Annotated in this window: 11 protein-coding genes; 6 read left to right on the top strand and 5 right to left on the bottom strand. The window is 62.2% G+C overall.

Annotated elements, in window-relative coordinates:
* The first annotated feature begins 199 nt into the window (after positions 1-199).
* Together KI235_RS26415 and KI235_RS26420 are read left to right on the top strand one after the other, a co-directional pair.
* The gene (locus tag KI235_RS26415; protein WP_003205850.1) at positions 200-679 is read left to right on the top strand and encodes an Lrp/AsnC family transcriptional regulator; all 480 of its coding nucleotides are present in this window, start codon (positions 200-202) and stop codon (positions 677-679) included.
* Between the two features lie 199 nt (positions 680-878).
* On the top strand, positions 879-1,088 hold the full coding sequence (locus KI235_RS26420; protein ID WP_003185724.1) for a DUF2788 domain-containing protein: 210 nt from the start codon (positions 879-881) through the stop codon (positions 1,086-1,088).
* Here the strand turns inward: KI235_RS26420 and KI235_RS26425 are convergent.
* From KI235_RS26425 to KI235_RS26440, 4 genes are all read right to left on the bottom strand, one after another.
* On the bottom strand, positions 1,083-1,649 hold the full coding sequence (locus KI235_RS26425) for a pseudouridine synthase (RefSeq protein WP_161796661.1): 567 nt from the start codon (positions 1,647-1,649) through the stop codon (positions 1,083-1,085). The two genes, KI235_RS26420 and KI235_RS26425, sit on opposite strands and share 6 nt — an antisense overlap.
* A gap of 150 nt (positions 1,650-1,799) precedes the next feature.
* Positions 1,800-3,299, bottom strand: a complete 1,500-nt coding sequence (gene amn, locus KI235_RS26430) for an AMP nucleosidase (RefSeq protein ID WP_161796662.1) — start codon at positions 3,297-3,299, stop codon at positions 1,800-1,802.
* A gap of 924 nt (positions 3,300-4,223) precedes the next feature.
* Positions 4,224-5,873: an acyl-CoA dehydrogenase family protein gene (locus tag KI235_RS26435; RefSeq protein WP_039014203.1), complete on the bottom strand. Its 1,650-nt coding sequence runs from the start codon at positions 5,871-5,873 to the stop codon at positions 4,224-4,226.
* Positions 5,874-5,944: 71 nt separating this feature from the next.
* Positions 5,945-8,329: a hybrid sensor histidine kinase/response regulator gene (locus KI235_RS26440; RefSeq protein ID WP_212795365.1), complete on the bottom strand. Its 2,385-nt coding sequence runs from the start codon at positions 8,327-8,329 to the stop codon at positions 5,945-5,947.
* Positions 8,330-8,642: 313 nt separating this feature from the next.
* Between KI235_RS26440 and KI235_RS26445 the strand changes: the two genes are divergently transcribed.
* The 4 genes from KI235_RS26445 (at position 8,643) to KI235_RS26460 (ending at position 12,169) form a co-directional block, all read left to right on the top strand.
* Positions 8,643-9,440, top strand: coding sequence for a hydroxymethylpyrimidine/phosphomethylpyrimidine kinase (locus KI235_RS26445; protein ID WP_003205858.1), 798 nt, complete (start codon positions 8,643-8,645; stop codon positions 9,438-9,440).
* Between the two features lie 17 nt (positions 9,441-9,457).
* Entirely contained in the window at positions 9,458-10,084 is a 627-nt protein-coding gene (gene thiE, locus KI235_RS26450) for a thiamine phosphate synthase (protein WP_027912068.1), read from the top strand.
* Between the two features lie 29 nt (positions 10,085-10,113).
* A complete protein-coding gene (hemL, locus tag KI235_RS26455) occupies positions 10,114-11,397 on the top strand; it encodes a glutamate-1-semialdehyde 2,1-aminomutase (RefSeq protein WP_003205861.1) in 1,284 nt (427 codons plus the stop codon).
* Between the two features lie 217 nt (positions 11,398-11,614).
* The gene (locus tag KI235_RS26460; protein WP_003205863.1) at positions 11,615-12,169 is read left to right on the top strand and encodes a tetratricopeptide repeat protein; all 555 of its coding nucleotides are present in this window, start codon (positions 11,615-11,617) and stop codon (positions 12,167-12,169) included.
* A gap of 141 nt (positions 12,170-12,310) precedes the next feature.
* Here the strand turns inward: KI235_RS26460 and KI235_RS26465 are convergent, their stop codons facing one another.
* Positions 12,311-12,640 (bottom strand): DUF1820 family protein, encoded by a 330-nt coding sequence (locus tag KI235_RS26465; RefSeq protein WP_003185742.1) that lies wholly within the window; start codon positions 12,638-12,640, stop codon positions 12,311-12,313.
* Positions 12,641-12,681: the final 41 nt, after the last annotated feature.

Below are 12,681 nucleotides of genomic sequence, written 5' to 3' on the forward strand. Positions count from 1 at the left end.
ACCGGTGGGTACTGCGACCGCAGCCGGCCTGATTGGGCGGGCTGCACTGGACTGTTTGTCCGAGCAGTGATCTTGGTGATAAGAGTAAACCTGAGGTGCCGACAGATGATTGCGAAGATTGCGGAAATAAACACAACTTGCGCAATTTTTAACCTCGGATAGATAATCTGCCGCAATTATCAAGATAAAGGCCCGACCGATGAGCAAACTCGACCGTTACGACCTGAGCATTCTGGCGGAATTGCAGCGCGACGCGCGCATCTCCAACCAGGAACTGGCCGAACGCATCGGCCTGTCGCCCTCCCCCTGCTCGCGACGGGTCAAGCAGTTGGAGGATGACGGCTACATCACCCGCCAGGTCGCCCTGCTCGACCGCAAGCTGCTGGGCCTGAGCCTGACGGCTTATGTGCTGATCGGCATGGACCGCCACACCCCCGAGCGTTTCGAGAACTTCGAAGCCGCCATCCGTAACTTGCCGCAAGTACTGGAGTGCAGCCTGGTGACCGGGATGGACGCGGACTACCAGCTCAAGGTGGTGGTGCCGGACATGGACCACTACCAGAAACTGCTGCTGGGGCACCTGACCCGGATCGATGGCGTCACCAGCGTGCGTTCGAGTTTTGTGCTGAACCAGGTACTCAACAGCACCGAACTGCCGTTGACTCACCTGCGTAACTGAAACCCCCATCGCGAGCAAGCTCGCTCCCACAAGGAATTGCGCCCTGACACAGATCCACTGTGGGAGCGAGCCTGCTCGCGATGGCGTCAGCCCAGCCGATGAATAGCTGCGACACACCGCCGCAGGCCAATCCCGCGCCCGCGCCCCATGCCTTATACTCGCCGCGCCTTTTCAACCCCGCCCACGCCGGAGTGTCCTGATGGATCCTGCTGTTTTCGAAGAGTGGATGATGACCGGCCTGGTCAGCATCCTGATCATTTTCATGGGTTTCATCGTCTGGGACTTGGCGAAGAAGTCCAAGGCCGGACGTTTCGGCTCGTTCATCCTGTTTTTCGTGCTGGGCCTCGGTGTGGCCGCGTTCGTCATCAAGAGCGTGGTGATCGGCCTGATCGAGTCCGGAGCGTTATAAGCGCGCTGGCACTTCCTTCCACTGGCCCTGATCGAGCCCTTCGATCGTCCAGTCGCCGATCCTGACCCGCACCAGGCGCAATGTCGGCAAACCCACGGCGGCGGTCATGCGTCGTACCTGGCGATTGCGCCCCTCGCGTATCACCAGCTCCACCCAGCTTGTGGGCACGCTTTTACGAAAACGTACCGGCGGGTTGCGCGGCCACAATTGCGGCTCATCCAATGAGCGCGCCTCGGCCGGCAGGGTCATGCCGTCGTTCAACTCCACCCCATCGCGCAATCGCTGCAACTGTTCGGCACTCGGCTCGCCCTCCACCTGTACCCAATAGGTCTTGGCCAGCTTGTGCTTGGGGTCGGCAATCCGCGCCTGCAACTGCCCATCGTTGGTCAGCAACAGCAAGCCTTCGCTGTCGCGGTCCAGTCGTCCGGCCGGGTAGATGCCCGGTACGTCGATAAAATCCTTGAGCGTCGCCCGCCCCTCACCGTCACTGAATTGCGTCAGTACATCGAAGGGTTTATTGAACAGGATCAGCTTCGGCTCGGCCGGCGGGGCCTTGGCCATACGGCGCGGGGCGGAGGCTGGAAGCTTCGCGCCAGGGCGACGGGAAGCAGGGCGTGGAGGACGGGGCATGGCGAATACAACATTTAACGTTCGGGCCCACCATGCTAGTGGCCCGACCGTTAAATAACCACCACCCCCTTCAACGGGGCATCAGCGGAACGGCGGCTCGTCGAAGCTGCGCAGCTTGCGCGAATGCAACGAGTTGAGTTCGGTGCGCAACAGGTCCAACGCCTCGATGCCGATCTTCAGGTGCTGGTTGACCGCTCGCTCATAGAACGCGTTGGCCGAGCCCGGCAGCTTGATTTCGCTGTGCAACGGTTTGTCCGAGACACAAAGCAACGTGCCGTAAGGCACCCGCAGGCGATAACCCTGGGCGGCGATGGTGCCGCTTTCCATGTCCACCGCCACCGCGCGGGACAGGTTGATCAGCGGACGCTCCTGGGCCCAGCGCAGTTCCCAGTTGCGGTCGTCATAAGTCAGCACGGTACCGGTGCGCAGGCGTTTTTTCAGCTCGTCGCCCTTTTCGCCGGTGATGTTCGCCGCGGCCTGTTGAAGCGCCATCTGCACTTCGGCCAGGGCCGGAATCGGAATGTTCGGCGGCACCACCCGATCGAGAATGCCATCGCGGCGCATGTAGGCGTGGGCCAGCACGTAGTCACCGATGGTCTGGGACTGCCGCAGCCCGCCGCAGTGGCCGATCATCAGCCAGCAATGCGGGCGCAGCACGGCCAGGTGGTCGGTGATGTTCTTGGCGTTGGAAGGGCCAACGCCGATGTTCACCAGGGTCACGCCATGGCCATCATTGGTCTGCAGGTGATAGGCCGGCATCTGGTAGCGGTGCCAGACCACACCGGCGGCGATGGCCGATGCTTCGCTGTGCTCCATGTTCTTGTCGATGATCACGTTGCCCGGCAAGACCATGCGCACAAAGCGCGGGTCGCTGCGCAGTTGCTCCAGGCCATGGACGATGAACTGGTCGACATAGCGGTGATAGTTGGTCAACAGGATCCACGGCTGCACATGGCGCCAGTCGCTGCCGGTGTAGTGCACCAGCCGGCGCAGGGAAAAATCCACCCGCGCGGCGTCGAACAGCGCCAAGGGCAGTGGGTCGGTGTTTTCCCAGTCATAGAGGCCATCGGCAATGCCATCGGTGGCCGCCGACAGGTCGGTGCTGGGGAAAACCCGCGCCAGCACGGCGGCGGTCACGCCGGAGCCGGCCAGTTCGTCGCCCTGCTCCACCACGTACGGGTACGGAATGTTCTGCTCGCTGACGCCCACTTCCACGGTGACGGTAAAGTCGTGCATCAGCGGGACCAGCTGTTCCAGCAGGTACTTACGGAAGGCGGCGGGATGGGTGACGGTGACGCTGTAGGTGCCGGGCAACTGGACCTTGGCATAGGCTCGCGTGGTTTGCGGGACTTCGCCGTGGCAGTGATAGGTCAGCCGCAAGGCCGGATAGCGAAACAACGCACGCTGTTCGGCATCCGGCTCGACGCGGTCCTTGAGATAACGCATCAGCGCCTGGTTCAACGCGGTGGTCGCACGCTCGTGCAGGGCCGCCAGACGATCCACGGCTTGTTCGGCGGTTTGAACGACAATAAACGCTTCGGTCACGATCAGCTTCCTGTGTTCTGACTTGCAGGCCTTCATCTTGCCTGCATCGCCGCCCGACGGGAACAGTGGCGTAGTGGACTCGATCGATTCCCTGCGGGAGCGAGCTTGCTCGCGATAGCGGTGTATCAGGCACCACAGATGCTGGATGTACCTCCGTCATCGCGGGCAAGCCTTGCTCCCACATGGACTCTGGGATGTTCTGTGGGAGCTGAGCTTGCTCGCGATAGCGGTGTATCAGGCACCACAGATGCTGGATGTACCTCCGTCATCGCGGGCAAGCCTTGCTCCCACATGGACTCTGGGATGCTCTGTGGGAGCTGAGCTTGCTCGCGATAGCGGTGTATCAGTCACCACAGATGCTGGATGTACCTCCGTCATCGCGGGCAAGCCTTGCTCCCACATGAACTCTGGGATGTTCTGTGGGAGCTGAGCTTGCTCGCGATAGCGGTGTATCAGGCACCACAGATGCTGGATGTACCTCCGTCATCGCGGGCAAGCCTTGCTCCCACATGGACTCTGGGATGTTCTGTGGGAGCTGAGCTTGCTCGCGATAGCGGTGTATCAGTCACCACAGATGCTGGATGTACCTCCGTCATCGCGGGCAAGCCTTGCTCCCACATGAACTCTGGGATGTTCTGTGGGAGCTGAGCTTGCTCGCGATAGCGGTGTATCAGTCACCACAGATGCTGGATGTACCTCCGTCATCGCGGGCAAGCCTTGCTCCCACATGGACTCTGGGATGTTCTGTGGGAGCTGAGCTTGCTCGCGATAGCGGTGTATCAGGCACCACAGATGCTGGATGTACCTCCGTCATCGCGGGCAAGCCTTGCTCCCACATGGACTCCGGAATGCTCTGTGGGAGCTGGGCTTGCTCGCGATAGCGGTGTGCCAGGCAGCACAAATGTTGGATGTACCGATGCCTTCGCGAGCAGGCTCGCTCCCACAGGGTACGTGTCGTGTCTAAAAGCCGTGTGGGGTGGAGCGCGTCACGATCGCCTCGACATTCAAGCCCCGAGGCAAGGCACCGTACACCCGGCCGGCCGAACCCAGGCGACTGGCGATGAAGGCATCGCTGACCTCACTGTTCCCGGCTTCGAGCAACAGCTTGGCCTGCAGGCCAACGGCGATGTCTTCGGTCAATTGCCGGGCGCGGTACTGGATGTCGTCGGTATCCTTGAACGCGGCGTGCAATTGGTGGATGTGACCAGCCAGGCGCTTGTCGCCGTGGCCATCGCCCAGTTCGCGGAACAATACCTCCAGCATGCCGGGCTCCTTGGACAAGGCGCGCAGCACATCCAGGCATTGCACGTTGCCGGAGCCTTCCCACGTCGAATTGACCGGCGCTTCGCGGTACAGGCGCGGCAGGATGCTGTCTTCGACGTAGCCGGCACCGCCCATGCATTCGGCGGCTTCATTGATCATCGCGGGGGCGCGCTTGCAGATCCAGTACTTGCCCACTGCCGTCACCAACCGGGCGAACTTGGCCTCATGCTCGTCATTCAAGTGGTCCAGCGCCCGGCCCATGCGCAGGCTCAAGGCCAGTGCGGACTCGCTTTCCAGCGCCAGGTCAGCCAGGACGTTTTGCATCAGCGGCTGTTCACTCAACAACTTGCCACCGACCTTGCGGTGCGCGCAGTGATGGCTGGCCTGGGTCAGCGCCTGGCGCATCAGGGCGCTGGAGCCGACCATGCAATCGAAACGGGTCATGGCGACCATCTCGATGATCGTCGGCACGCCCCGCCCTTCTTCACCGACCATCCAGGCCAGTGCGCCACGGAACTCGACTTCGCTGGAGGCGTTGGAACAGTTGCCCAGCTTGTTCTTCAGCCGCTGGATGTAGAACTGATTGCGGGTGTCGTCGGGGCGATGGCGCGGCAACAGGAAACAGGTCAGCCCCTTGTCGGTCTGGGCCAAGGTGAGGAAGGCATCGCACATCGGCGCCGAACAGAACCATTTGTGCCCAACCAGCTCATAGGCCTGGCCCGGGCCGCTGGCGCCCACCGGATAGGCCTTGGTGGTGTTGGCCCGCACATCGGTGCCGCCCTGTTTTTCGGTCATCGCCATGCCCAGGGTCACGCCGGCCTTGTGGGCCATGCCGACGTTGCGCGGGTCGTACTCGGTGGCCAGCACCTTGGGCACCCAGTGCTCGGCCAGGTCCGGCTGCAAGCGCAGCGCCGGCACACTGGCGAAGGTCATGGTCAGGGGGCAGCCGGTGCCGGCTTCGGCCTGACTATGCAAATAGGTCATCGACGCCCGGGCGACATGCGCGCCGGGTTGCGGGTGCGCCCAGGGCAAACTGGGCAGGCCGTGCTCGACGGCAGTGCGCATCAACTGGTGATAAGCCGGATGGAATTCCACCAGGTCGATGCGATGGCCGTAACGGTCATGGCTGGAGAACACCGGTTTGTTCTGGTTGGCCAGGAAGCCCGCTTCCATCAACGGCCCGCCGGCCAGCGCCCCATACGCATCGATCCGCGCCTGTGCCCAGCCCGCCCCAAAGCGCTGCGACCACTGCTGCAGCGGCAGGTCGATGCGGTACAGGTTGGCGCCATCCAGGGACGGCGGCTGATTGGTGACGTCGTGGGTTTCAGCGAACTGGTGCAGGTTCATGACAGGGCTCCTCGATCGGCCAGGGATTCAGTTAAGCACCGCCTCCAGGCCGAACAAAGTGTCATATGCGCCTAAATGTCGGCGCTTTCACCCTGTCTTGGGCAAAGCACCCGGCGCTGGAGCATCGCCTGTAGCGCCTCGAACTTCACTGGCTTGTTCAAGTAATCGACCGGCGCGCCCGCAGGACAGCACTCGCGCCCCACGTTCGGGCTGACCACCAGCACCGGCAGTTCCTCGCAGCCGGACAAGGTGTGGATCTGGCAGCAGAGCGACACGCCGTCCAGCGGCGGCAACTGGCAATCGAGCAGCACCGCATCAAAGCGCTCGCCGTGCAGCAGATCCAGCGCGGCGCGGCCACTGTCGGCGGTGCGCACCCGATAACCGAGCTTGAGCAACATGCCGCGCATGACCAACTGATCGATGCTGTTGTCATCGGCCAGTAGCACCGTGCAATCCTGCGGCTGGCGCGAACCCTGGCGGCCACCGAAGGAAAACGGCGTCGGGACCGCCGCTGGCAAGGCCACGTCAAACTCCACGTCCAACTGGAAACGGCTGCCGCGACCGGGCTCGGAGGTGTGGGTCAGGCGTCCGCCCAGCAGTTCCACCAGTTGCCGACAGATAGCCAGCCCCACGCCGAGGCCGCCGTATTCGCGGGTCATCGAGCCGTCGAGTTGGAAGAAGCGCTGGTACAAGGTCGCTTCCCCCAGGTCGGTAAAACCGATTCCGGTGTCGATGACGGCAAAGGACAGCACCAGCCGATCAAGCGCCGTCGGCCTGCCGTTGACTCGCAGGGCCAGGCCGCCAACCCGGGTGAACTTGATGGCGTTGTCCAGCAGGCATTCCAGACTCTGGGCCAGTTTGCCGCTGTCGCCGAGCAACCGGTCCGCCAAACCCGGGGCCACGTCGACCTTGAAGTCCAGGCCCTTGGCCGCGGCATTGGCGCCGAACTGCACCTGCAGCGCATCGACCACCCCACGCAGGCTGAACGGTGCCGGATAAACCTTGAGCTTGCCGGCCTGCAACTCGGTCAGGGTGAGCATGCCATTGACCATGCGCATCATGTCCCGCGCCGAACCGGCGGCGGTCTGTTGATACTGGGTCAGTTCCTCGTCCATCTCGACGGTTTCCATCAGCTCAAGGGAACCGATCACGCCATTCATCGGCGTGCGCAGTTCGTGGGTCAGGGTGGCGAGGAATTCATCCTTGAGCTTGTTGCCGTGGGCCAGTTGCTGGTTGAGCACTTCGAGTTTCTGTCCGGCGTCCAACAGGGTCTGGGCCTGCTGTTCGCGCATGGCATTGATGCGGTCGGCCAGGGCCAGGGACAACAGCGCCACTTCGATGGCCGAGCCGATCTGGCTGGCGTACATGGTCAGGAAGACGTTCGGCAGGTAACCAAGCACCATCAACGTATTGACGATGCCCCCCAGCAGAAACGCCGACCAGGCAATGATGAAATAACGCGCCACCCGCAGGCCACGCCACCAGGCAAACAGCCCGGCGGCAAAGATCGCCACCGTGAACAGCAGCGCCAACACCGTCGCCAGGCGCAGCGCTAGGGCATAACTGGTCATCAGCGACAGGCCGACCACCCCGGCGCTGTAGGCGATCAGCGCCAGCAGCAAGCGGTCCAGCCAACGGCTATGCTGGGCCGTTTGCAGGAAACTGCGGGCGAACTGGCTGCCAAACAGGCCCGCGCAGCCGATGAAGAACGGCGTCGCGGCGTTGGCCCACCAGGGGTTGTCCGGCCAGAAGTACTCCACGGCGGCGCCGTTGACCGACAACTGGTAGAGGCCGAACGAGGCAATGTAGAAGATGTAATAGAGGTAGCTGGTATCGCGCACGCTCAGGTAGATGAACAGGTTGTAGACCAGCATCCCCAGCAGCACGCCATAGATGATCCCCAGCACATACAAGCGCACGGGCTGTTGTTCGAGATACGCGGTGCTCGACCACAGCGTCAGCGGCGCCTGGATCGAACCCTGGCTTTGCAGGCGCAGGTAGAGGGTCTGCTGTTGTTCGGGCTTGAAAGCCAGGCTGAACAGGTAGTTGTTCTGGCGGATCTCGCGGCTGGCGAACGGCAACGCATCACCGGTCTGGCGAACCAGGCGATAGCCCCCCGCCGCATCGGGCAAATACAAGTCGAGGTGGTCCAGCGGCGGGTATGCCAGCTCCAGCAGCCAGGTGCGCTGGGCGTCCGGATTGGCAGGACGGTAGTGCAGGTCGATTTTCAACCAGAAGGCTGATCGCGAGTAACCGGCGTTCAGGGTAGCTTGGTCATGGGGCTTGAAAGCACCAGCGGCAGCCTGAGCCAGGACATCGTCAATGGTGGCCGTGCCGCGCGCATCTTCGAACACCTGCAGGGCATGGCCCAAGGGCAGGTTTTGGGTGAATTCATCGAATTCGAGAGCACTTGCCAAAGGGGACAAGCACAGCAACAACATCAGCAAATAGCGCATTTAAGCCCCAGCGCGGCCTGTCCGGTTGAGTCAGGAAGCCCCCCATTCCCTGAGTAGACGTAAAACCGGCATTACCTGTTATGAGTTGGATCCATCTCTAGCATAGCCGCTGATGGCCAATTTGCACCATTGAATTTTTTCCTACAAAAGGCTCTAGAACGGGCGTTTCAGAGCAAAGCATTGAGATAGAGCTGTTGCGTTGTTCAGGTCGGCAAATGACGGGGCAAAAAAGCATCCACCCGCAAGCGACTGCGCATAAAACCCTCTGAGTCCGACCACCGATAAAAGAGGTTTGGTGGTAAGCTCGCGCACCATGAATATCTACAGCTCTCGCCCCGTTGTCCTCTGTCTCTCCGGCCACGACCCCAGTGGTGGCGCCGGTTTGCAGGCAGATATCGAAGCCCTGCTTGCCCAGGGTTGTCATGCCGCCCCTGCCGTTACCGCATTGACCGTGCAAGACACCGTCAACGTCAGCGATTTCCGAGTGCTCGACCGAGAGTGGGTGCTGGCACAAGCCAATGCCGTGCTCAACGACGCCCAGGTGGCAGCGGTCAAGCTGGGGATGCTTGGCTCACTGGAAATGGTCGACACGGTGGTCGAACTGCTCCAGGCGCACCCGCACCTGCCCATGGTCTGCGACCCGGTGCTGCGCGCCGGCGGTGGCGGGCGCCTGGGCAAGGATGAGGTCGGCTACGCCATGCGCGAACGCCTGCTGCCCCTGGCAATCATCGCCACCCCCAACCTGCCTGAAGCGCGCATCCTCGCCGAACTGCCCGAGGGCAGCGCCGACGAGTGCGCGGAAAAACTGCTGCCCTTCGTCAAACACCTGTTGATCACCGGTGGTCACGGCGACGAACATGAAGTCCATAATCGCCTGTACAGCCGCGACGGCGGGCGCGAAACCTTTACCTGCCAGCGTCTGCCCGGCAGTTACCACGGTTCCGGCTGCACCCTGGCCAGTGCCCTGGCCGGTCGGCTGGCCCAGGGCGAACAGCTCGCCAGCGCCGTCAAGACGGCACTGGATTACACCTGGCGCACCTTGCGCGATGCCGAACAACTGGGCAAAGGCCAGTTCGTGCCGCGTCGCCTGCCGCTGGATTTCTGCTCGTAGTACCGGAGGCCTGTGGAATGAAATTACGTGGCCTTTACGCCATCACCGATAGCCAATTGCTGGCCGGCAAGTTCCTCGCTTATGTGGAAGCGGCGCTGGAAGGTGGCGTCACCCTGCTGCAATACCGTGATAAAAGCAGCGACGAGGCCCGCCGCCTGCGGGAAGCCGAAGCACTGCGCAACCTGTGCGAGCGCTACAAGACCCAGTTGATCATCAACGACGACGCAGAATTGGCCGCACGCCTGGGCGTCGGTGTGCACCTGGGCCAGACCGATGGCCCGTTGGCGCCAGTGCGGGCACTGCTCGGGCACAAGGCGATCGTCGGTGCCACCTGCCACGCCAGCCTGGCACTGGCCGAACAGGCCGCCAGCGAAGGCGCCAGTTATGTCGCGTTCGGGCGTTTCTTCAACTCAAACACCAAGCCCGGCGCCCCCAGCGCAAACCTTGAACTGCTCGAACAGGCGCACCTCAAACTGCATGTTCCGGTGTGCGCCATTGGCGGCATCACCCTGGACAACGCCGCCCCGCTAGTGGCCCACGGGGTCGACCTGCTGGCGGTGGTCCACGGCCTGTTCGGCGCCGACAGCACCACTGAAGTGACGCGCCGCGCCCGCGCCTTCAACGAGCTGCTGCAGATCAAATAGTCCATTTTTCCGTTTTCGAGAGCCCAACCATGTCCCGTTCCGAAACCCTGTTTGCCGATGCCCAGAAACACATCCCCGGCGGCGTGAACTCGCCCGTTCGTGCGTTCAAGAGCGTCGGCGGCACCCCGCTGTTCTTCAAGCACGCCGAAGGCGCGTACGTCACCGACGAAGACGACAAACGCTATGTGGATTACGTCGGTTCCTGGGGCCCGATGATCCTCGGCCACAGCCATCCGGACGTGCTGGATGCGGTGCGCAAGCAACTGGTACACGGCCTGTCCTACGGCGCTCCGACCGCGATGGAAACCGAGATGGCCGACCTGGTCTGCTCGATCGTGCCGTCGATGGAAATGGTGCGCATGGTCAGCTCCGGCACCGAAGCGACCATGAGCGCGATCCGCCTGGCGCGGGGCTTCACCGGTCGCGACAGCATCATCAAGTTCGAAGGCTGCTACCACGGCCACTCCGACAGCCTGCTGGTCAAGGCCGGCTCCGGCGCACTGACCCAGGGCGTGCCGAGCTCGGCCGGGGTACCGGCAGCGTTCGCCAAACACACCCTGACCCTGCCGTTCAACGACCTTGAAGAAGTCGAGAAGATGCTCGGCGAAGTCGGCCAGGAAGTGGCGTGCATCATTGTCGAGCCAGTGGCCGGCAACATGAACTGCGTACCGCCGGCACCGGGTTTCCTCGAAGGCCTGCGCAGCCTCTGCGACCAGCATGGCGTGGTGTTGATTTTCGATGAAGTGATGACCGGTTTCCGTGTAGCCCTCGGCGGCGCCCAGGCCCATTACGGCGTCACGCCGGACCTGAGCACCTTCGGCAAGATCATCGGTGGCGGCATGCCGGTGGGCTGCTTCGGCGGCAAGCGCAAGATCATGGAATGCATCGCGCCGCTGGGCCCGGTCTACCAGGCAGGCACCTTGTCGGGCAACCCGCTGGCCATGGCCGCCGGCCTGACCACACTGCGCCTGATCAGCCGCCCGGGCTTCCACGCCGAACTGACCGACTACACCACCCGCCTGCTCGACGGCTTGCAGGTTCGTGCCGACGCGGCAGGCATTCCGTTCGTGACCACCCAGGCCGGCGGCATGTTCGGCCTGTATTTCAGTGGCGCCGATGACATCGTCACCTTCGAAGACGTGATGGCCAGCGACGCCGACCGCTTCAAGCGCTTCTTCCACCTGATGCTCGACGGCGGTGTGTATCTGGCGCCGAGCGCATTCGAAGCCGGCTTCACTTCCATCGCCCATGGCGAGACCGAGCTGAAGATCACCCTTGATGCGGCCGAACGGGCCTTTGCTGCGCTGAAATAAGCCTGTGGATAACTGACGCTGGCTGAAGCTGGCGTCAGTGATTGCCGACAACCTCCCGCCTTTTTCCTACGTATTTATGCCCGAAGCAGCTATTAGCATTCCCTCGCAGCAGAAAAACGAGTAAAGACTTTGTAAGGATGGCCCTGCTTATTTCATAATGCGCGCTTATTGGATCCCCCGGAGGGTCCGCGCGCCCCTCAGAGGTAAGTCGATTCCCATGAACCGCACCGGCCGCACCCTTGCCTTGGGCTGCCTGTTGCTCCTTCAGCCCCTGCTCGCGAATGCACAGGCAGGCGGTAACTCGTTGTTGATCCCGGCGCTGGGCCGTTGCACGCTCAATACCCAGCCACAAGATCTCGCACCGGCACTCGACGCCTGTCAAAAAGCGGCGGACGCAGGTGATGCACAAGCGCAATACGAGTTGGGCGAGTTCTACTACGAAGGCAAGGCTGCGCCGCGCGACCTCAAAAAAGCCCTCGACTACTTCGAAAAAGCCTCGCTGCAAGGCCATGCCCAGGCGCAATTCAAGCTCGGCGGCATGTTCTTCCATGGCGAGGGCGTGCCGGCCAACAACGTCCAGGCCTATATCGTCCTGAAGATGGCCGCGGTCAACGGCGCCGAAGAAGCCCTGGACACCGCCGACGAAGTCGCCGAGCAAATGCCCCGTGACGAATTGGAAGTGGCAACCCAGGTGCTGGGGCAGATCTTTCGCAAATACCTGATGGAATTGCAGAACGCCGATGGGCGTACGCCCTTCTCACCTCTGCCCTGATTATTGCGCAGGCCTTGATGGCCTCATCGCGAGCAAGCTCGCTCCCACACTGGATCGCTGGTGTACACAAATCTTGTGTTCACAAAGCCCCCTCTGTGGGAGCGAGCTTGCTCGCGATTGGGAGCAACCCGATCTTGAATCCTACTTCTCAGGCATCGGCATCGGAAACGGCATCACATTGCCCACCGCGCCGCGGGCTTCGCTGATTTTCGGGGTGCCCAGGCGTTCGACTTCGTCGATGCGCACGATCGAATGCATTGGCACGAAGCTGCGCACCACGCCTTCGAACTGCGCCTTGAGCTTTTCCTCGCTCGGATCGACGACCACTTGCGTGCGCTCGCCAAAGACGAATTCTTCCACTTCCAGGAAACCCCACAGATCACTTTGATAGATCTGCTTGGCGTACATTTCGAACACCTGGCCCTGGTTGAGGAAAATCACCTTGTAGATTGGAGCTTCACGTTTGGTCATGGCTGGCGAAACACATCGGCGGGTAAAAATGAGGGCGCGAA

This window comes from Pseudomonas sp. St386, from assembly GCF_018325865.1.
GTDB classification, from domain to species: Bacteria; Pseudomonadota; Gammaproteobacteria; order Pseudomonadales; family Pseudomonadaceae; genus Aquipseudomonas; species Aquipseudomonas brassicacearum.